This window comes from Streptomyces sp. NPDC001339 (genome assembly GCF_042895955.1).
Classification (GTDB): Bacteria; Actinomycetota; Actinomycetes; order Streptomycetales; family Streptomycetaceae; genus Streptomyces.
Genome location: NZ_JBIAWT010000011.1, coordinates 80,590 through 100,885, shown reverse-complemented (window position 1 = coordinate 100,885; position 20,296 = coordinate 80,590). Strand labels below are relative to the sequence as shown.

The 20,296-nt window shown below is 69.9% G+C and carries 19 protein-coding genes; 4 read left to right on the top strand and 15 right to left on the bottom strand.

What is annotated here, in order from left to right:
* Positions 1 to 118: 118 nt before the first annotated feature.
* The 5 genes from ACFY12_RS28630 to clpS form a co-directional block, all read right to left on the bottom strand.
* Positions 119 to 292, bottom strand: a complete 174-nt coding sequence (locus tag ACFY12_RS28630; protein ID WP_390718801.1) for a putative leader peptide — start codon at positions 290 to 292, stop codon at positions 119 to 121.
* A gap of 153 nt (positions 293 to 445) precedes the next feature.
* A complete protein-coding gene (locus ACFY12_RS28625; protein WP_390718800.1) occupies positions 446 to 871 on the bottom strand; it encodes a Mov34/MPN/PAD-1 family protein in 426 nt (141 codons plus the stop codon).
* A gap of 214 nt (positions 872 to 1,085) precedes the next feature.
* Positions 1,086 to 2,510 carry an amino acid permease gene (locus tag ACFY12_RS28620; RefSeq protein WP_390718799.1) on the bottom strand — a complete coding sequence of 475 codons (1,425 nt, stop codon included), beginning with the start codon at positions 2,508 to 2,510 and terminating at the stop codon, positions 1,086 to 1,088.
* A 513-nt stretch (positions 2,511 to 3,023) separates the two neighbouring features.
* Positions 3,024 to 3,617: a DUF2017 domain-containing protein gene (locus ACFY12_RS28615; RefSeq protein ID WP_390718798.1), complete on the bottom strand. Its 594-nt coding sequence runs from the start codon at positions 3,615 to 3,617 to the stop codon at positions 3,024 to 3,026.
* Entirely contained in the window at positions 3,614 to 3,967 is a 354-nt protein-coding gene (clpS, locus tag ACFY12_RS28610; RefSeq protein WP_390718797.1) for an ATP-dependent Clp protease adapter ClpS, read from the bottom strand. Before clpS ends, ACFY12_RS28615 begins: the two co-directional genes overlap by 4 nt.
* A gap of 461 nt (positions 3,968 to 4,428) precedes the next feature.
* On the opposite strand from clpS, the gene ACFY12_RS28605 reads away from it, so the two are divergent.
* Complete coding sequence (locus ACFY12_RS28605; RefSeq protein WP_390718796.1) at positions 4,429 to 5,757, top strand: nicotinate phosphoribosyltransferase; 1,329 nt, start codon at positions 4,429 to 4,431, stop codon at positions 5,755 to 5,757.
* A gap of 358 nt (positions 5,758 to 6,115) precedes the next feature.
* Positions 6,116 to 6,715 carry an isochorismatase family protein gene (locus ACFY12_RS28600; protein WP_390718795.1) on the top strand — a complete coding sequence of 200 codons (600 nt, stop codon included), beginning with the start codon at positions 6,116 to 6,118 and terminating at the stop codon, positions 6,713 to 6,715.
* A 57-nt stretch (positions 6,716 to 6,772) separates the two neighbouring features.
* On the opposite strand, the gene ACFY12_RS28595 is transcribed toward ACFY12_RS28600, so the two are convergent.
* On the bottom strand, positions 6,773 to 7,300 hold the full coding sequence (locus ACFY12_RS28595; RefSeq protein WP_390718936.1) for a hypothetical protein: 528 nt from the start codon (positions 7,298 to 7,300) through the stop codon (positions 6,773 to 6,775).
* A gap of 119 nt (positions 7,301 to 7,419) precedes the next feature.
* Positions 7,420 to 9,840: an immune inhibitor A domain-containing protein gene (locus tag ACFY12_RS28590; RefSeq protein WP_390718794.1), complete on the bottom strand. Its 2,421-nt coding sequence runs from the start codon at positions 9,838 to 9,840 to the stop codon at positions 7,420 to 7,422.
* A gap of 516 nt (positions 9,841 to 10,356) precedes the next feature.
* Here ACFY12_RS28590 and ACFY12_RS28585 point away from each other — a divergent pair.
* Positions 10,357 to 10,662, top strand: a complete 306-nt coding sequence (locus ACFY12_RS28585) for a hypothetical protein (RefSeq protein ID WP_390718793.1) — start codon at positions 10,357 to 10,359, stop codon at positions 10,660 to 10,662.
* A gap of 113 nt (positions 10,663 to 10,775) precedes the next feature.
* On the opposite strand, the gene ACFY12_RS28580 is transcribed toward ACFY12_RS28585, so the two are convergent.
* Positions 10,776 to 11,492, bottom strand: coding sequence for an RDD family protein (locus ACFY12_RS28580; RefSeq protein WP_390718792.1), 717 nt, complete (start codon positions 11,490 to 11,492; stop codon positions 10,776 to 10,778).
* A gap of 197 nt (positions 11,493 to 11,689) precedes the next feature.
* Entirely contained in the window at positions 11,690 to 13,348 is a 1,659-nt protein-coding gene (locus ACFY12_RS28575) for an RDD family protein (RefSeq protein ID WP_390718791.1), read from the bottom strand.
* A 237-nt stretch (positions 13,349 to 13,585) separates the two neighbouring features.
* Here ACFY12_RS28575 and ACFY12_RS28570 point away from each other — a divergent pair, with 237 nt between their 5' ends.
* Positions 13,586 to 14,065 (top strand): SsgA family sporulation/cell division regulator, encoded by a 480-nt coding sequence (locus tag ACFY12_RS28570; RefSeq protein ID WP_390718790.1) that lies wholly within the window; start codon positions 13,586 to 13,588, stop codon positions 14,063 to 14,065.
* A gap of 91 nt (positions 14,066 to 14,156) precedes the next feature.
* Here ACFY12_RS28570 and ACFY12_RS28565 read toward each other — a convergent pair whose 3' ends face one another.
* The 6 genes from ACFY12_RS28565 to ACFY12_RS28540 all read right to left on the bottom strand — a co-directional run bounded on the left by ACFY12_RS28565 (position 14,157) and on the right by ACFY12_RS28540 (position 20,247).
* Complete coding sequence (locus ACFY12_RS28565; RefSeq protein ID WP_390718789.1) at positions 14,157 to 14,345, bottom strand: hypothetical protein; 189 nt, start codon at positions 14,343 to 14,345, stop codon at positions 14,157 to 14,159.
* A gap of 713 nt (positions 14,346 to 15,058) precedes the next feature.
* The gene (locus ACFY12_RS28560; RefSeq protein ID WP_390718788.1) at positions 15,059 to 15,907 is read right to left on the bottom strand and encodes a helix-turn-helix domain-containing protein; all 849 of its coding nucleotides are present in this window, start codon (positions 15,905 to 15,907) and stop codon (positions 15,059 to 15,061) included.
* A 12-nt stretch (positions 15,908 to 15,919) separates the two neighbouring features.
* A complete protein-coding gene (locus tag ACFY12_RS28555; RefSeq protein ID WP_390718787.1) occupies positions 15,920 to 16,438 on the bottom strand; it encodes a DUF6879 family protein in 519 nt (172 codons plus the stop codon).
* A gap of 425 nt (positions 16,439 to 16,863) precedes the next feature.
* The gene (locus tag ACFY12_RS28550) at positions 16,864 to 18,321 is read right to left on the bottom strand and encodes a dihydrolipoyl dehydrogenase family protein (protein ID WP_390718786.1); all 1,458 of its coding nucleotides are present in this window, start codon (positions 18,319 to 18,321) and stop codon (positions 16,864 to 16,866) included.
* Between the two features lie 55 nt (positions 18,322 to 18,376).
* Positions 18,377 to 18,667, bottom strand: coding sequence for a hypothetical protein (locus ACFY12_RS28545; protein ID WP_390718785.1), 291 nt, complete (start codon positions 18,665 to 18,667; stop codon positions 18,377 to 18,379).
* A 215-nt stretch (positions 18,668 to 18,882) separates the two neighbouring features.
* Positions 18,883 to 20,247 carry an FAD-binding oxidoreductase gene (locus ACFY12_RS28540; protein ID WP_390718784.1) on the bottom strand — a complete coding sequence of 455 codons (1,365 nt, stop codon included), beginning with the start codon at positions 20,245 to 20,247 and terminating at the stop codon, positions 18,883 to 18,885.
* Positions 20,248 to 20,296: the final 49 nt, after the last annotated feature.

Sequence of the window (20,296 nt, the reverse complement as noted above, 5' to 3'; positions counted from 1 at the left end):
CGGTGGCGGTGCGTCCGTGGCACGGCGGTACGTACGGCGCGTGCCGGGAGGGCGTCGGGTGACGCCGGAGGTGCGGGGTGCGGGGCGGCGGGTGCCGCACGCCCCGGGCTCGGCCGGGTCAGACGGCGGCGCAGCGCGGACACATGGCGCTGGACAGGCGGCACAGATCGACGTGCAGCCGTGCGGCTCCGCAGCCGAACGCGCCCAGCAGGGCGGATGCGGAGCGGCGCGTGACGAGCGGAGCGAGCAGCAGCGTGCCCGGCTTCTTCTCGCTCACGTCGTGGTCAACCATGCGGTCATCGTATCGATTCCCGGTCCGGGTATTGGAACCTCGTCCCACGATGCGAACGTTCGGTGCACGACAGGTGGGACGCGATCAAGAAACGCGATCACTGGACACACGCAACGATCACGAGGTCGCGGTCAAACGATCACGAGATCGCGATCAGACATACTCCGCCACGACCTCGACCTCTTCCTCGGTGACCTCGCCGTCGACGATCCGGAACGAGCGGAACTGGAAGGGCCCGGCGTCGTCGGTGTCGGCGGTGGAGACCAGTACATAGTGCGCGCCGGGCTCGTTCGCGTAGGACAGGTCGGTACGCGAGGGGTAGGCCTCGGTGGCGGTGTGCGAGTGGTAGATGATCACCGGCTCCTCGTCCCGGTCGTCCATCTCGCGGTAGAGCCTGAGCAGGTCGGAGGAGTCGAACTCGTAGAAGGTGGGTGAGCGGGCGGCGTTCAGCATCGGGATGAACCGCTCGGGGCGGCCGCTGCCGGCCGGGCCGGCGACCACGCCGCAGGCCTCGTCGGGGTGGTCCTGGCGGGCATGCCCGACGATCTGGTCGTAGAGGGCCTTGGTGAGGGTCAGCATGGCGCCAAGAATAGAGAGGGGCGCGCGATGGGGGTCCCCCCGGGCGGAGCCTGGGGGAGCTCCGTTGCGGGTGGTGGAGGGAGACGGGCGGGAAGGCAGAGGGCCCGTACGTACCGAAGGGTGGTACGTACGGGCCCGCATGCTGGACAGGACGGCCCGGACGGGCGGCTCGATCCTGCTCCTCAGCCCTACTTCTCAATCCTGCTTCTCGGCCCTACTTCGCCGCGACGCCGGCCGCCTCCCGCCGCTTGATGCAGAAGTAGCCGACGGCGAGGAGGAGCGCCCACACGGGGGCCGCGTAGAGGGAGATCCGGGCGTCCGGGTCCAGGGCCATCATCACGATCACCATGCCGATGAAGCACAGCGCGAAGATCGAGGTGTACGGGGCACCGGGGGCCTTGAATTCGGACTGCGGCAGCTCACCGCGGTTCGCCTTGGCGCGGTAGCGCAGCTGCGAGGCCAGGATGACGATCCAGGCCCACATACCGGAGATGGTGGCGAAGGAGACGACGTAGTTGAACGCCTCGCCCGGCCACTGGTAGTTGATCCAGACACCGAAGAGCATCATCGCGACCGAGACGCCGGTGCCCCAGGTGGGCAGTCCGTTCTTGCTCAGCTTGGTGAAGAACCTCGGGCCCTGGCCGTTGAGCGCGAGATCGCGCAGCATCCGGCCGGTGGAGTACATACCGGAATTCGCCGAGGACAGCGCGGCGGTCAGAACGACGAAGTTGACGATGCCGGCGCCGGCGGGCAGGCCGATCTGCTGGAAGGCGGCGACGAACGGGCTGACGTTCGGCTTGAAGACCGTCCAGCTGACGACGGACAGGATGATGATCAGCGCACCGATGTAGAAGAGGCCGATCCGCCACGGCACGGTGTTGATGGCCTTGGGCAGGACCTTCTTGGGGTTGGTCGCCTCGCCCGCCGTGACGCCGACGAGTTCGACGGCGAGGAAGGCGAACATCACGATCTGCAGCGTCATCAGCGTGCCGCCGATGCCCTTGGGGAAGAAACCGCCATCGGACCACAGCAGGCTGAAGGACGCGGTGTCGCCGGCGTCGGAGAAGCCGACCAGGATCACACCGAGGCCGATCAGGATCATGCCGAGGATCGCGGTGACCTTGACCATCGAGAACCAGAATTCCAGCTCACCGAAGATCTTCACGGAGATCAGGTTGATACCGAAGAGCGCGCAGGTGAAGACGAGCGCGGAGGCCCATTGCGGTATGCCCTTGTTCCAGTACTGCACATACGTGGCCGCGGCGGTCACTTCCGTGATGCCGGTCACCACCCAGAAAAGCCAGTACGTCCAGCCGGTCACAAAGCCGATGAACGGCCCCAGGAATTCCCGGCCGTACTCCGAGAAGGACCCGGAGACGGGCCGGTACATGAGCAGTTCGCCCAGGGCCCGCATGATGAAGAAAATGACCAGGCCGACGATGGCGTAGGCCAGGATGATGCTCGGCCCCGCCTTTGAGATCGCCTTTCCGGCCCCCAGAAACAGGCCGGTACCGATGGCGCCACCAATGGCGATCATCTGGATCTGACGGCTTCCGAGACCGCGCTGATAACCCTCTTCAGAGGCTTTGCCAGCGGTCTCGCTTCCGTCGTTCTGCTTACTGACCTGCACAGAGGTCATTAGTGGTGCGCCTCTCTCCATACCGACCCGGCCTGTCCGGATCGGATCCCGATCCCCCCGGATGGAGTTCCCGCACGCCGACGGTCGGTCGGCGCAGCGCTCCCGCAGCGACAGGGGTGGCGTCACACACGGCAGGTCGTGAACATTTATCACGCAACTTCAATGATCACTAGGGGTGACGCACAACACCCATCCAGCAAAACCGGACAAACAGGGGCGATCTCCGGCAAGAAACATGGGATAGGTGTGACGCGATCGATATGCGAACCCGAGCGTCCGCTGAACGAACACACAGGGCGAGGGCAGCGCCGGCACCGAAGGCCGCGAGAAGCGACAAAAGGTAAGGGTTGGCAACAGAGAGTAAGGTACCGGCTGGCAACGGAGAGTAAGAGCACGCCCGTCACTCAGCTCAGCCCAGCTCGACCCAACTCAGCCTCAGACCCAGCCCCAGCCTGAGCCTCAGACCCAGCCCCAGCCTGAGCCTCAGGCTCAGGCTCAGACGCGGCCTCAGGCTCAGCCCATCATCGACTCGACGAGCGTCTCCTGGAGTCCGCCCAGCCAGAGGTAGGCCATCACCATCGGCTTGCGCGGATCGCTGTCCGGAAGCCGCAGCAGCTCGCCGCCGTCCTCCTCATCGGTGACCTCCAGGCGGGTGCCGACGGCCAGCCGGAGGTCGTTGAGCGCGCCCAGCCACTGCCGGCACTCATCGGGCTTCAGCCGCAGCACCGCCTCGCCCCCTGTGGGCGAGAGGGCGTCCAGCGCACCGATCAGCGCGAGGGCGTCCGCGCGCTTGCGGGAACGCAGGTCGTTCTCCGTATAGCGGCGGAATTCGGCGGCGGCGGCGCGGACATCGTCGTCGGGGACGAGATCCGGCCCCCCGTACGCGTCGGGGAAGAGCCGGGCCAGTACCGGATCGGCCGGCGGCTCGCTGGGGCCGTTGTTGAAGACCGACGCCAGCAGGTCCGCGCCCTCCCCCTCGGCGGGCTCCTCGCCCGGACCGACCAGCTCCATCAACTGAACGGCGAGGCTGCGCAGGATGGAGATCTCGACCTCGTCGAGCGGAACGGCGGCGCCGCCGTCCGGCAGCGGCTCGAAGTGCCCGGTCATCGGCGGTCCTGCTGGAGAGTCGCCCACAGGCCGTAGCCGTGCATGGCCTGCACGTCCCGTTCCATCTCCTCGCGGCTGCCGCTGGAGACCACGGCGCGGCCCTTGTGGTGGACGTCGAGCATCAGTTGGTGCGCCTTGTCCTTGGAGTAACCGAAGTACGTCTGGAAGACATAGGAGACGTAGCTCATCAGGTTGATGGGGTCGTTGTGGACGATCGTGACCCACGGAACGTCGGGTTCGGGGACCTCGAAGGGGGCCTCGCTCGACTCGGGACGCTCGATCTCGACCGGGACGCTGAGCGTACAGCGATGCGGCCGCAGCTTGGTCGTGGGTGACGGGTGGGCGTTCACAGGCCCCATGCTGCCACCCGGGGGCGAGCGGTGCACAAATGCCCCTCGCACAGGCCACGTCGGCGTGCCACGCGCCGGCCCTCAGGGGCCCCGAGAAGCCCCTGAGGGTCCCTGAGGGATTCCGTGCCGAGGGTTCGACGGCAGATTCGTTTCGCCGGCAGCGCTGAAGCGTCTCCGGTACCTCTTCGTTTCGCCGGCAGATTCGAGGCAGGTTCGAGGCAGGTTCGACGGCATGGGACGGAACTCCTCGGGGCAGCCGGCTCGGCCGCGAGGGGTGGAGGGATGGAGGGGTGTCCGAAGCCACACCCCCACTATCGTCAAAGTGACGATAGTGCGAGGTAGGATCTTCGCATGCCGCATCTCCCGGAGGCCGTGACATCAGCAGCCGTCGCCGAGGGTCGACCGACCCCCGGCCGGTGCCTGATACGGCATGCATGGATGGAATTGCGAGGTATGCCGAAGTGAACGTTGGAGACCTGGGGCTGCCGGTGGCCGTGCCGTCGACCGCGCTCTTCACCGACCAGTACGAACTCACCATGCTCCAGGCCGCATTGCGGTCCGGTACGGCGGACCGGCGCTCCGTCTTCGAGGTCTTCACCCGCCGGCTGCCCGAGGGCCGCCGCTACGGCGTGGTGGCCGGCATCGGCCGAGTGCTGGACGCGGTGGAGAACTTCCGCTTCGACGAGACCATCCTCGGCTTCCTCCGGGAGCGCGACATCCTCGACGGGCCGACGCTGGACTGGCTCGCCGACTACCGCTTCCGCGGCGACATCTGGGGCTACCCGGAGGGCGAGGTCTACTTCCCCGGCTCCCCGATCATGCGGATCGAGGGCACCTTCGCCGAGGCCGTCCTCCTGGAGACGGTGATCCTCTCGATCCTCAACCACGACTCCGCGGTGGCCGCGGCCGCCTCCCGGATGTCGGTGGCGGCCGGCGAGCGCCCCCTGATCGAGATGGGCGCCCGCCGCACCCACGAGCTCTCCGCGGTGGCCGCGGCCCGCGCCGCGTACGTCGGCGGCTTCCACACCACGTCCGACCTGGCGGCCGGCTTCCGCTACAACATCCCCACCGTCGGCACCAGCGCCCACGCCTTCACCCTGCTGCACGACACCGAGCGGGACGCCTTCACCGCCCAGGTCGACACCCTCGGCAGCGGCACCACACTGCTGGTGGACACCTTCGACGTCGCCGAGGCGGTGCGCACCGCGGTGGAGGTGGCCGGCCCCGGCCTCGGCGCCGTACGGATCGACTCCGGCGATCTGCTGTTGATCGCCCACCGGGTGCGGCAGCAGCTGGACGAGCTGGGCGCCACCAAGACCAGGATCGTGGTGACCAGCGACCTGGACGAGTACGCCATCGCCTCACTGGCCGCCGCGCCGGTGGACGCGTACGGGGTCGGCACCCAGCTGGTGACCGGCAGCGGGCACCCGACATGCTCGATGGTCTACAAGCTGGTGGCCCGCGCCGACAGCGACGAGCCGGGCGCCCCGCTGCGGCCGGTGGCCAAGAAGTCGATGGGCGCCAAGAGCTCGAACGGCGGCCGCAAGTGGGCCGCCCGTCGGCTCGACGAGAGCGGCGTCGCGGAGGCCGAGGTCGTCGGCACCGGACCGGTCCCGGCGGAGCTGGCGGAGCGCCAGCTCCAGGTACCGCTGGTGAGCCGGGGCACGGTGGTGGCCCGCGAACCGCTGGAGGCCGCGCGCGACCGGCATATGGCCGCCCGAGCCCAGCTACCGCTGTCGGCGACCCAGCTGTCGCGCGGGGAACCTGTCCTGCCGACCGAGTTCGCCTGACGGGGCGAGCCAGTTCGCGTGAGGCATCTGCTTCGGGCCTGCCTCTGATGGCCCTACCATCGCCTTCAGCTGCTCGCCTGCCGCCGCTTCGGGCCTGCCTCGTGACCACCTCCGCTGCTTCGGGCCTGCCTCGTGAACACCTCCTATGATCCGGCAACGATTACCGAGCGTTATTCGTTCCCTGCCGTGAGTCACTTTCTCCACTGTGAGTCACGGACCGATTTCCCGCTGTGGGTCACGGACCGCGGGGCGGAGGGAGAGGGCGTGGCCCCACTCCCGGAATGGCTGCCCAGTGGCTACCCTCGGTCACACCAACACACCGCGCCCCTCCTCGATTCCCAGCCGGAAGGCACGCACCATGCACCGGGCATTGATCGTCGTCGATGTACAGAACGACTTCTGCGAGGGCGGCAGTCTCGCGGTGGCGGGAGGTGCGGATGTCGCGGCGGCCATCACCGATCTGATCGGGCAGGCGGCCGGCGGCGGCTACCGGTATGTCGTGGCCACGCGGGACCACCACGTCGACCCCGGCGAGCACTTCTCCGTCCAGCCGGACTACGCGCGGTCCTGGCCGACGCACTGCGTGGCCGGCACGGAGGGCAGCGGCTTCCACCCGAACTTCGCCCCGGCCATCGCCTCCGGCGCGATCGACGCGGTCTTCTCCAAGGGGGCCTACACGGCCGCGTACAGCGGTTTCGAGGGCACGGACGAGAACGGCACCCCGCTCGCGGACTGGCTGCACGCGCATGACGTCACCGAGGTCGACGTGGTCGGCCTCGCCACTGATCACTGTGTGCGCGCCACCGCGCTGGACGCGGTCGGCGCCGGGCTGCGGACGCGTGTCCTGCTGGACCTGACGGCCGGGGTGGCCGCCCACACCACCGAGCGGGCGCTCGACGAGATGCGGGCGGCCGGCATCGAGCTGTCCGGCAAGCCGGTGCTCGCGGGCGGCGCCTGAACGGTTACCCCGCGCCCCACGCCCCTGAACAGACACAGCTGGATGCCTGCGGGTGCGTCAAGCGGCGCGTTTCCCGCCCGGGGGCGGCGTGCTCCTGGCCGGGCTCTGGGCCCTGGCGGGGCCCTGGGGCGACGGACGGTTCGCCGGTCCCGGCGGGGGCGGCGGCACCCGCCACAGGGCCCGTATCGGGTGCCAGGACTCGGTGTCGTCATCCGGGGCCTCGCGCCAGACCAGGCCGTCCGGATGGTGCAGGACGGCCGTGATCTCGTCCGGGGTGGGCGGCACGGTGTTGCCGCGGAGGTAGACGGACCGCAGACCGAGGTTGCGCAGCCTGGTCAGGGCGCGCTGGCGGTTCACGGCGTGCACCAGGACCCGGACGCGGCAGCCGCAGTCGTACGGCCCCGCCCCGGAGCCGATATCAGACCCGGAGCCGGTATCAGCCGCGGAGCCGGTATCGGCCCCGGACCCGAGGCCCGGCCCAGCCCCTGGCCCCGGCCCCGGTCGTGGGCCGTGGGGCGGTCTGGGCAGTGAGAGGGCGACCACCACGCTTCCGTCGGGAAGCCTGCTGAAGCCGCCACCGGACATGGACATATCTCCCCCGTGAGACTTGGCGTCAACAAGGAACTGCAAGATGCATCTAAACGCGAATCGGCCGCCGCCCGCTAGAGGGCAACGGCCGATTCGGCTCTGACCTGCAGTTTTACCTATCGCTTAGCGGAAGGTCCGACCTTGATCTCCACCGTGGAGCCATCCTTGGCCTCCTTGGTGATCATGATTTTGGTGTTGGTGTCAGGAACGATCACACCGCCGGTCGGGTTCGCCTTGTCGTAGTAGACGCCGTTCCGGTCGTCGAAGGTCGTGACGCCCTTCTTGGACGTGATCGTGACCGGCTTGCCGTCGTTGTGGAGGGTGAGGGCGTCGGTCGGGAAGCGGGTGAAGGTCGAGTCGTAGGACTGGAAGCGGTTGCGCATCAGCTTGCCGTCCGCCCACCGCTCGGCCTTGGGGTGCGCGTCGACCGGGAGGATCTGCCCGTAGCCGGGGTGCTTGCCGACGTTGTTGTCCTGCTGCGAGGTGTCCCACAGCCAGATCAGCACGCCGTTCTGGTACGGGAAGTGCTCCACCCAGCTCGGCCGGTCCGTCCGCCAGCCGAAGTTGTACGGGCCGGCCTTGAGGGTCTTGTCGTACGACACGTACTGGCGGTTCTCGACGAGGTAGTACTGCGGGTAGTCCTTGGTGAAGGACGCGCCGATGCGCGAGAAGCCCTTGCTGGACCAGCCGTTGTCCCCGTTGCCGCCCTTGTCTCCCTTGGCGCCGTCCTCGGCGTTGTCGGTGAAGAGGGGCTTGCCGTCGGCGACGACGCTGAGGGTGTCGGCCGCGAAGCCCTTCTGGGCGGCGCCGCCGTCGGTCTGGTAGCGGAAGCGCAGGTCGAACTTCTTGCCGGCGTAGGCGTCCAGCGGGTAGACGAGGTCCTGGTAGCCCTCGACGGTGCCGGTCAGGGCGGGCTTGTCGCTGCCGTCGCGCGGGATGGCCCGGCCGCCGGCGGTACCGTCCAGGGCCGTCCAGTTGGCGCCGCCGTCGGTGGAGACCTCGGCGTAGGCGAAGTCGTAGTCCTTCTCGATGTCCCACCAGCCCTTGAGCGTCAGCGACGCCTTGGCCTTACCGGTGAGGTCGACGGGCCGGGTGAGGGTGTTCTTCAGGTCGTTGCCCATACCGCTCCACCACTGCTTGGAGCCTTCCGCGGGCTTGACGATGTCGGTGGTGCGCTTCTTGGCAGGCAGTTCGACGACCACCGCCTGCTTGTCCTTGGTGTTGTACTCGGCGACGCCCAGCTTGTGGCTGGACCTGGTGGCGGCCTTCGCCTTGGCGTAGTTGAGCCAGCCCAGCTGCAGCTTGTCCCAGGCGCTCATGTCGCCGGGCAGGTCGCCGATGGTGTCCTTGCCGGTGCCGAGCCAGGAGCCGGCCGACATCAACGACCAGAAGTCCACGGAGGATTCGCCGGTTCCGGTGGTGTCGTACTCGTCCGGGAGGCCCAGGTCGTGGCCGTATTCGTGGGCGAAGACGCCGAGGCCGCCGTTCTCCGGCTGCATGGTGTAGTCACCGACCCAGATGCCGGTGTCGCCGATCTGGGTGCCGCCGGCCTTGTTGTCGGCGGGGCCGGTCTTGCCGGAGTCGGTGCCGTACGCGTACCAGCGGTGCGCCCAGATGGCGTTGGTCTTCTGGGCGCCGCCGCCGGCGGACTCGTCCTCGCCGGCGTGCACGATCTGGAAGTGGTCGATGTACCCGTCGGGCTCGTTGAAGTTGCCGTCGCCGTCGTGGTCGTAGCGGTCCCACTGGTCGTACGTGGCGAGGTCGGCCTTGATCTGGGCGTCGGTGCGGCCCTTGGCCTTCTGGTCCTTGACCCATTGATTGACGCCGTCGCGGATCAGGTCCCAGGCGCTGGGGCAGTTGGTGCCGCCGCAGTAGTTGGAGCCGTAACGGGCCTCGTTCCAGTCGACCTTGACCCAGTCGGAGACCTCGCCCTCGACCGAGTAGCGGCCCGAGGACTGCTTCTCGTAGTACTTGGCGAGCGACTGCTTCTTCTTGTCGTGCGAGAAGTAGAGGTCCTGGAAGTGCTGCCGGTTGTAGTCCTTCTGCCAGGCCGTGCTGTTGTCCTTGGCACGGTCCGGCTGGGCTATCCGGTTGTGCGCCGGGCCCGGGTCGCCGCCGTACTTCTTCTCCGGGGGCTTGGGGCCGTCGCCGTCCGGGTCGAACATCGTGGTGTCGTCGACCTTGTCGCCGAACTCCACGAGAATGGTGAAGATGCGGTCGGTCTTCTCCCGGGCCAGCTCGACGTACTTGCTCTTGCCGAGCTTGACGACCTGGGAGCCGCCCCGTTCGGTCGCCTTGGCGTCACCGGCGATGACCTGCTGCAGCGCTTCCTTGCGATCGGCCGCCTGCCGGTCGCTGAACGGGCCCTTGAGATCGTGGTCCACGCTCCGTTCGGGCGCCGGGTCCTGGCGCACGGCGACGGGCGACGGGCCCTGCGTGTCGGCGATCGCCACCCCTGACGACAAAGCGGCCGCCCCCATCGCGGCGATCGCCGTGGCCAGGGCGGCCGATCTGAACACCCTTCTCTGATCTCTCACTTGGCGCGGTCCTCCCCTTCGAACACGGTCACTGTTCGAGGGCATTCGACCGGAAGTACGCCGGAAAAGACAGATCTTGACTTGGGCACGTCAGGGAAGTACGTTACTCGGTCCGCGAGATACGGAATCCGTGCGTACGGCGTTCGTGCGCGTTGCGGCGTTCGCGCGTTGCGGCGTTCGCACATTGCGGCGTTCGCGCGTTGTGGCGTTCGCGCCTTACGGCCGGGGATCCACGCGTGACGCCTGGGGCGGATATGCCCGTGGGGCATGCGCCCCCGCTCGAACAGGGATGACTCCCCCATGCGTACGAAGACGCCGCCGCGGTGTGCGCCCCCGTGCTTCCGTACCGTGGGTTAGGTCACGCTTACTTGGCGTTCCGCGGGGGCAGTGAGGACCGTAAGCTCGTGTCGCCGGCGCGCCTTTGTACGACACCGCCGTGAAGCGGCGCGCCGTGAACCGCCACCGCACCCCGCACGCTGCTGATCCCCCGATGATCCCCCGAGGACGGATTCCGCCATGCCTCGTCCGACTGCCACCCAGCTCGTCTACGGTTCGGCCACCGTCTTTCTCGCCACCCTCGCGATGCTGCTGCTCTCGCAGACGCGGACCGGGACCGGGGTCGCGGTCATCGCCGTCGCCGGGCTCGGGCTCGGCCTGCTCGTCGCCGTGACTGCCCCGGCCCCGAAGGTGTCCCAAGCGGCCAGGGCGGCCGGCGCGGCCCCTGCGGCCAAGGTCGAGGTCAAGGCGTCACGAGTGGTCCGCCGGCATGCCGTAGGCGCCAACTCGCCTTCCGGTACCGCGCCGTTGGAGCACTCGCGCTGAGCGCGTCGGGATGCCGTGGCGCCGTAGCGCCGTAGCGCCGTAGCGCCGTCGGTCACGGTCGGCGCCGAGCGCGGCTGGGCGCGGCCGGTACGCGCATACGGCGCTACCCGGCGCTACCCGGTCCGCGTGGAGACCACCACGGTCTTCGCCGCCTTGTCGTGCAGGCACTGCTGATACGGCTTGTCCCAGGTGCACCACAGGACGTTGACCAGCCAGAAGAGGAAGCCGCAGCAGGGCACGATCTCCGGCAGCGTATAGACCGCCGCCCGGACCCAGGCCGCCTGGCCGGTCGGGATGGAGCCGTTGGAGAGCATCGCCACCCGGATACTCATCGCCATCTTGCCGACGGTCTGGCCACGATGGGCCAGCATCAGCCCCTCATAGACGAGGTACGCCAGCATCGTGACGCCCGAGACCGTGGACTGCTTGCCGGCCTCCGCGCTGCTGGTGCTGAAGTAGTCCACGCCGCCGACGATCACGCTCATGATCACGGATACCGGCACGCCGATGAGGATCGCGTCGATGATGCGGGCCACCAGGCGGCGGCCCCGGTTCGCCAGCGGGGGCATCCCGGCCAGCGGATCGGCCGCCGCCCCGTACGGTCCGCCGTACTGGCCGCCGTAGGGGTCACCGGCATACGGGCCACCGCCCGGCGGAGGCGGGGGTCCCGGAGGTGGGCCTCCCGGCGGGGGCGCACCCGGAGGCGGACCGCCCGCCGGGGGTCCGCCCGGAGGCGGCGCCCCCTCGCCACCGCCCGGGCCACCGCCCGGGCCGCCGCCCTGCGGTGCGTCGTGACGCGGGGAGCCGTTGCCGGGTTGCTCGGTACTCATGGCCCGAGTCGACCCCTTGTCACGGCCGGGCGCATCCGGCGAAGTCCGTTCGGGCTACCGGGCGCCCCCCGCCGGGCGGGCTACCGGGCGCCCCCACCCGGCGGCCCGGCGGGTCAGCGAGTCAGCGACCCATCGACCCATCGAGTCAGCGGGTCAGCGGGTCAGCGGGTCAGCGGGTCAGCGACCCATCGGGTGGGTCAGCCGGACGCGACGAACGTACGCGCCACCTTGTCGTGCCAGCACTGCCGCCACGGCTTGTCGAAGACGCACCACACCGCGTTCACCACTCCGACGACCAGCACACCGAGCAGGCTGTAGACGAACCAGCGCTTGAGCGCGGCACCGAGCGCCGGGGTGTCATGGCTCTCGATGTCGAGGACCCGTACCCCGCAGAGCTTCTTGCCCAGGGTGCGGCCCCACTTGAGGACCGGCAGCGCCTCGTACAGCGCGCCGCCGATCAGCAGTACGGCCAGGATCGTGGCGAAGACCGGTGCGGTGGTGCCGTCGAGGAGGTAGACCGTCACCTGGCGGCCGGACTGCCGGGCCGCCTCGACCTTGGCGTCGATGTGCTCCGTGACGGTGCTCCACATCGGGACCGCCACCGCCGCGGTGACCGCGCCCAGCACCAGGGTGTCGATCAGCCGGGCGGCCAGCCTGCGGCCGAGCCCGGCCGGGTGGCCCTGTGCGGCCTGCGCGGCCGCGAAGAAGACATCGGCGGTCGGCGGCTTCCAGGGGAGCGCGCCCTCGGCGCCGTCGCCCTGCGGGCCGGGAGCGGCGCCGCCGCCCTGCGCCGGGAAACCGGCCGAGGGCACGGACGCCTGCTGGGCGGACGCCTGCTGGGCCGGGGGCTGTTGTACGGGCGCCTGTTGTACGGGGGCCTGTGCGGCGGACGCCGGGTGGCCAGGAGCCTGGTGTCCGGGGGCCTGACGTCCGGAGGCCTGGGGACCGGGAGCCTGGTGCGGCGCGGCCGGCTGCCCCTGCTGCCGGTCCCCCACGGACGACAGCGACTGCGGGGCACCACCACCGGGCGCGGCGGCGGACTGCGGGCGGCCGCCGCCACCGAGCCGAATCGCCATCGTCTCCTTGCCCTTGGCGGGTGCGGCAGGTGCGGCAGGTGTGGCGGGACTGCCTGACGTGGCGGGATTGCCGGGTGTGGCGGGACTGCCGGGCGTCCCGGGTCGGCCCGACGCGCCGGATTCGCCGGCGTTCGGACGTACCGCCCGGATGGCCGTGGTGCCCTGGTCGCCGGAGTCCGGGCGGCGCGCGGCCGGGTTGACGGCGCGGATCGGGACCGTCCCGTCGGCCCGGCCCTCGGGGGCGCGCGGCGCGGGCGTGGCGGGCGAGGGCGTACCGGGCATCTCGGCCGCCCCGGCCGCCGCGGCCCCTGCCCCAGCCCCGTCAGCGCCCTGCTCATCGCGCTGCGGCGGCACCGCGCCCCAGGACGCGGCGGCCGACGGCGCGCCCGCGGGCGTACGGTCCAGCGCTCCCCAGGAGACCCGGTCGCCGTCGCCGAAGCCGCTCTGCCGGGAGGCGTCGGCCTGCCAGGCGGAGGCCGGTTCGGCCTCACCGCCGCGGCGTGCCGGGGGAAGACCGCTGCCGCCGCCGTCCGGCCCGTCCTCGTCGAGGAAGACCGGTCCGGTCTCCTCGACGGCGGGCGCGGCGGGGGTGGGGGCAGGCGGCGGGACCGCGCCGGGCGGCGGCGCGGGCATCGCCTCGCCCTCCGCGGGTGCGGGCCGGCTGGTGCCCGGCACCCATGCGGCACCGTTCCAGTACCGGATGTAGCCGGGGATGGACGGATCCGGGTAGAAGCCTGGCGTGGGGCTGCCGCCGGCGGATCCTGCGGTAGGGGCGCTCATGTCCGAAGTCCCGTATCTGTACTCGGCCTGGTGGGTGTGGGCAGCAGTCTGCCGCAACGCGGCGTCCACATCTATCAGACGCGGGGCGCCTCGGCGCTCCTGCCCGTTCACGACCACCTGGAAGAGATCCCGGAAAAAAGTTGTACGAAGTCGTGTAAGAGTCCGGCGTCCGGCGCCTCTCCCTTCCGTGCGGGCCAGGTCCCAGGTCCGCGCGAACGAACGAGAGAGGCGTACCTCATGCACATCGTGGTGGAGCGAGAGCTGGAGCTGGAACTGGTCCTGTCGCCGGAGCGGAGCGTCCCGGTACCGGCCCGGCTGACGTACCGGGCGGATGACCCCTACGCCGTCCATGTCACCTTTCATGTGGGTTCGGACTCGCCCGTGACGTGGACGTTCGCCCGCGAACTGCTCGTCGAGGGCGTGTTCCGGCCGTGCGGCCAGGGCGATGTCCTGGTGTGGCCGACGAAGGTGAACGGCCGCAGCCTGGTCTGCATGGCGCTGAACTCGCCGGACGGCGAGGCCATGCTGGAGGCGCCGGCCTCGGCGGTCTCCGCGTGGCTGGAGCGCACTCTGCGGCTGGTGCCGCCGGGGTCCGAGCAGGGACACCTGGGCCTCGACGAAGGGCTGAGAGAACTGCTGGCGCTGGCACCGGGGGACGACCTGCGGCCGGGCGGCGGCGGCCGACCCGGGGACGAGTCACCGGAAACCGGTATGTAACGGGTGCGCGGACGGGTATCAAGCGGGCGGGTATCAAATTGTGTACGTACCGGCGGCGGCCGGCGGTCACGTGCGGTCTGCGGACAGTGGCCTACTTGCCGTCGCCGCCCTGCGGGGCCGGGTCACGGGGAGCCTCCGGCGGCATGGGCCCACCGTCGTGCTTCCCGCCGTCAGCCTGCGCGACCACCTCCAGGTCCCGGGGGTGCCGGAACGGGACGCCGCGCCATCCTTCGGCGTCCGGCGTGCGCGTCTCATACGTCTCGACCGCTGGAACGCTCATCCACCAACCTCCAACCTCCTCTTTCGCGAGGGGCCACACCGCCGTACCGTCGAGGCATGGCCCGTAGGCCCGCAGGGATTTCCCTGCGGTGGTCACCCGCCCCGGCTGCTCGACTGTCCAGGTTTCCGCCGCCGGGGCGGGAGTCTTGAACGCCGGTCATCGCTGTGCACACATGGCCCGGCCACATTCCGGGCTCCGCTTCAGCCATCTCAGTCATCGCGAGGCCCGTCCCGCAGAGCGCCTACTGGCGCCCCTTGGCCCGGCAGACGGAACACGGGAAGGGGCACGGCGGTACCTTCGCGCCCCGTGGGATCGCCACCACACCCGTCTGCACATCCAGCCGCCGGACCAACGGCGGCCACCGGCTCTCGGCAGTGCCTGCGTCCGGCGTGATCAGCTTGCGGGCGTTCATGTCTCGTCCTCGGCATGCCCTCGCCCATGGCTCCGGATCTCTCTGGCAGCAGCACAGGCGGCCGCCCAGTCGTTTCGCCCCCGCGCCTGGCCTCGCTGGAGATCCAGGGCGGCACACACCTTGCAGCCCGGGACCGGGGAACCTTCCAGCAACCAGGGGTCTAACGGAAGTTCCACGGGGTGTTGGCTGTACCGAATCGGGCTGGTCATGACTCTCGCCGTCCCCTCATGCGTGTCGGTATGACCACGCTAGGAACAGCGGAACTCCAACTCCCAGCCGATTGCACCTGATTGCAAGGCAATCACCCGAGCGAGGACATAGCCGCTGTGATCAACGCGCGGGCCTTCGCGCCATAGGCCGCTATGTCGGCCAGCATGGCGAACGTGTCGGCGTACGCACGTACTTCGCTGGGTTGCGTGAGAGTGAGATAGCCAGAGACAAGTTCGACGTTGACCTGCGCCCTGTCGAAAATCCAGAAACCTTCTACTGGCATCCGTGATCGGCCAAGCCGCGTAGGCACCACGCCTAAGCTGACGTTGGGCAATGATCCAACTGTGAGCAAGTGTTCAAGCTGTTCAAGCTGCGTGTCAGCGCTGCCGAGCCCGTTCCGCAACACCGGCTCTTCTACCAGGAACGCGAACGTACGGTGCCCTTCATACAGGACCCGCTGACGTTCCATGCGCACCGCCACAGCGTCGGCCACGTCGTCCACCTCAACCCGCCTTCGCTGGACCGCACGCAACACGTCTTCCGTGTAACCGCAGGTCTGAATCAGCCCAGGCACGAGCCATGACGAGTAGGACCGGAACCAACGGGTCCGCTCGAAAAGCGGCAGGCGCGATTCCTGGGCACGTCGCAGACCAGCACGCTCCATGCGATGCCACTCAATCCACATGCCCTCTACGGCCCGGAGAGAAGCCACCAGATCCTCTGTCTGGCCTTCCTGGCCGCACGCCCAGCACCAGGCGCGAATGTCGTCAGCGGATGGTGAGGTCTTCGCGGTCGAGATCCGGGACACTTTGGATGGGTGCCAGCCGCAGGCATGGGCGAGTTGCTTGCCGTCCAACCCGGCGTCCCTGCACATCTCCCGAAGGCGATCAGCAAGGACTTTCCGGGCCGCCTGAGCGCTTGATGATCCTGATACAGACATGGTTCGGAACGATCAGACCAGCTTGTATTCCTCGTGCAGCGTAGCCCGCTGCCAAACCGTTTCGAATGCAGAGTTCACCAGTTCCACGACGGCTGGTTCAGCGCACCACTCCCGGTCAACCACTTCGCCGACCCCGGAGAAGTAGGTGAACAGGACCGATGAACCGTCGAACATCCACAGGTCTGTTCCGGGGAGCGCGATGTCGGCGGCCTCCCGTCGGGGCAGCCAGCGGACCAGCTCACCCGCCGCAACGTTGGCGAACGTGATGTCGTGCTCGTACCGAATGTAGTCGGTAACCGGCTCGGAGACGATGCGGGCCCGACGCATGACGACGCCGCGTGCTGTCGTCTCTCTCGCCAGGTCGCGCCAGGTTCCCCACCAGTTCGGAAGGTTCGCAGGGTCATTGTTGTACCGATGCCCGGCGCGCCGCCGAGCGAACTCCGGGCCCTCCGGTGTGTAGACGTCGCGCATCTCCAGGTGCACGGCCGAGTGCTGCACCTTGGCGAGTCCTTCACGTACGGGGTACTTCACCGTCGCCGTCCTCCGGTCGAGGGATGTACTTCAACATCACGGCCGCAAACCGGATGACCTTCTCGCGGCCTGGCACATCCACCGAGTGGCCAGGGAACGAACCGATCTCCTGGCTCACACTCACCTAGCCCGCTGTGGCCTTGCAGGACTGGATCAGGAGATCTCCGGTGTCCTCATCCAGCCGGATGGTCGGCGAGTCGTCAACAGGCGTGAGGGGATGGCCCCTAGAAACCGTAGCTGCATGCCCTCTCCTTGCGTCGATGGGATTGCGCTCGATTGCACGGCCATCGCCCTGTGGTCAGTGCGTCAACAGCGCCTTGCTGGCCCGTTCCAAGAGCGACGAAGGCGTCACGAACTCCGAAGGTCCCCTTGCCACTTCGTGAGCGACAAGGGGCCTTTCATGCCTCCCGCCAGTAGGTGCGTCTTTACTGGCGGTACGCCTCCAGCAGCCGCAGCCAGACCTCGCTGATCGTCGGGAAGGACGGGACCGCGTGCCACAGGCGCTCGACGGGGACCTCGCCGGCCACCGCGACCGTCGCGGAGTGCAGCAGTTCGCCGACGCCGGGGCCGACGAAGGTGGCGCCGAGCAGGATCTCCCGGTCCAGGTCGACGACCATACGGGCACGGCCCCGGTAGCCGTCCGCGTAGAGGGCGGCGCCGGCCACCGCACCCAGGTCCTGGTCGACCACCCGGATCCGGTGCCCGGCCCGCTCGGCCGCGGCGGCGGTCAGGCCGACCGAGGCGACCTCGGGGTCGCTGAAGACGACCTGCGGGACGGCGCGGGTGTCCGCGGTGGCGGCGTGCGCGCCCCAGGGGTCGGACTCCAGGATCGGCACGCCCCGGGCGCGCGCGGCGATCGCGGCGCCGGCGATCCGGGCCTGGTACTTGCCCTGGTGTGTCAGCAGGGCGCGGTGGTTGACGTCGCCGACGGCGTAGAGCCAGCCGTCGGTCACCTCCGTCACCCGGCAGCTGTCGTCGGCCTCCAGCCACGAACCGGGCTCCAGACCGACCGTCTCCAGGCCGAGGTCGTCGGTGCGCGGCAGCCGGCCGGTGGCGACCAGCAGTTCGTCGGCGACGATCTCGTCGGCGGTGTCCAGGACGACGGTCACCGGACCGCCCGGAGCCTCGCGGCGCACCTCGCGCACCTCGACGCCGGTACGGAGGAACACCCCTGCCTCGGCGAGGGATTCGGCGACCAGGTGACCGGCGAACGGCTCCATACGGGGCAGCAGCCCGTCACCGCGTACGACGAGGGTGACCGAGGCGCCCAGGGCCCGCCAGGCGGTGGCCATCTCGACGCCGACCACGCCGCCGCCGAGCACCACCAGGCGGCCCGGCACGGCCTTGGCGCTGGTGGCTTCGCGGCTGGTCCAGGGCCGGGCCCGGTCGAGGCCGGGGATGGGCGGCAGCATCGGGCGGCTTCCGGTGCAGACCGCGACGGCGTGCCGGGCGGTGAGGACGCGGCCGCCGTCGACGGTGACCCGGCGGGGTCCGGCCAGCCGGCCCGCCCCGCGGACCAGGTCGATACCGGCCGAGTCCAGCCAGCGGACCTGGCCGTCGTCCTTCCAGTACGAGGCGAAGGCGTCACGGTGGGCGAGGACGGCGGGTGCGTCCAGGGGACCGGTCACGGCGTCCTGGAGGCCGGGGACGCGGCACGCCTCGGAGCGGGCGGTGACCGGGCGCAGCAGCGCCTTGCTGGGCATGCACGCCCAGTAGGAGCACTCGCCGCCGACCAGCTCGCTCTCCACGATCACCGCGCTCAGCCCGGCGGCGCGCACCCGTTCGGCGACGTTCTCACCTACGGGGCCCGCCCCCAGCACGATGACGTCGTAGGTGTCCGTGCCGGCACCGGCCCCGGGCCGGGTCGCTTCGGTCGCTGCCATCGGCTTCGCTCCCTGGGTGCGCGGGTCCTTCCGCCATCCTCCGCCCGGGACGCCGTCAGCGCATCCGGCGCTCGATCTCTTCCTTCGCCTCGACGAGGCCTGAGCCGGTCAGCTCGCGGTGCACCTTGATCGCCTGGATCTTCTTGCCCTGCGCCAGGAGGTCGTCGATCTCGGCCATCCGGGGGTCCTCGGGCTCCTGGACGCCGGCCTCGGCCAGCAGCAGGTCGACCTTCTGCTCCAGCCGCCGGAGCCGGCGGTCCAGGGCCTTGGAGCGGCGGTCGGTGGCCGAGGTGACGGTGGCGACGGCGATCACGGTGAGGACGAGGGCGGGGAGCAGGTATTCCATGGGCGGGGACTTTACGGGGCGGGGGTGGGAGCGGCTGGGGCGGGGCATGGGCACGACAGGGTTGCGCACCCCCTGTCTTCGTCGCAACGCCACGGCCGTGGAGGAGCTTCCCGGGTTCTTGCCGGAGCTTCCCGGAGTTCTCAGAGGAGCTTTCCGGGTTCTCGAAGGAGCTTCCCAGGTTCCCGTCACGGGTTCACCGGATTCCCGTCACGGGTTCAGATGAGCTTCCCCGGGTTCAGGATCCCCTGCGGATCGAGGGCTTGCTTGATGGTGTGGTGCAACTCCAGGGCAACCGGGTCCAGTTCGCGGGCGAGCCAGTCCTTCTTCAGGACGCCGACGCCGTGTTCGCCGGTGATGGTGCCGCCGAGGGCGAGGCCCAGCGCCATGATCTCGTCGAAGGACTCGCGGGCGCGGCGCTCCTCGTCCGGGTCGGCCGGGTCGAAGCAGACGAGGGGGTGGGTGTTGCCGTCGCCGGCGTGGGCACAGACACCGATGGTCAGGCCGTACTTCTCGGCGATCGCGGTGGTGCCTTCGAGCATGGCGGCGAGCTGGGAGCGGGGGACGCACACATCGTCGATCAGCATCGCCGGCTTGATCCGCTCCAGGGCGGTGAAGGCCAGCCGGCGGGCCTGGAGCAGCAGCTCGGATTCGGCGGCGCCCTCGGCGGGGACGACCTGGGTGGCCCCGGCCTCCTCGCACAGCGCGCCGACGGCGGCCAGTTCGGCGGCTGGGTCGGGGGTGTCGAAGGCGGCCAGCAGCAGCACTTCGGTGGACTCCGGCAGGCCCATCTGCGCCATGGCGTTGACGGCGCGGACGCTCGTACGGTCCATGAGCTCCAGCAGCGAGGGGGCGTGGCCGCGGGCCATGATCTCGCAGACGGCCCGGCCGGCCGCGGCCACGGAGCCGAACTCCGCGACGAGGGCGAGCTGTTGGGCCGGTGCGGGCTTCAGGGCGAGGGTGGCGCGGACGACGATGCCGAGGGTGCCCTCGGAGCCGACGAAGAGGCGGGTGAGGTCGTAGCCCGCCACGCCCTTGGCGGTGCGGCGGCCGGTCCTCAGCAGGCGGCCGTCGGCGAGGACGACGTCCAGGCCGAGGACGTACTCGGCGGTGACGCCGTACTTGACGCAGCACAGGCCGCCGGCGGCGGTGCCGATGTTCCCGCCGATGGTGCACGTCTCCCAGCTGGAGGGGTCGGGCGGGTAGCAGAGGCCGTGTTCGGCGACGGCGCGGGAGAGGACGGCGTTGATGACGCCGGGTTCGACGACGGCGAGCCGGTCGACGGGGTTGATCTCCAGGATGCGGTCCATCTTGACGAGGGACAGCACGATGCAGCCGTCGGTGGCGTTGGCGGCGCCCGACACTCCCGTACGGGCGCCCTGCGGGACGACCGGGACGCCCAGCGCGGTCGCCGTGCGCATCACATGCTGGACCTGTTCGACGGTGCGCGGCAGCACGACGGCGGCGGGGGTGCCGGCCGCACAGAAGTTGGCCATGTCGTGGGCGTAGGAGCCGGTGACGTCGGGGTCGGTGAGGAGGGCCGCCTCGGGGAGTCCGGCGCGCAGGCGTTCGATGAGGTCCATGCCGTCAGACTGGCATCCGTGGGCCGTACACGGAAGATCGCCTACGGCC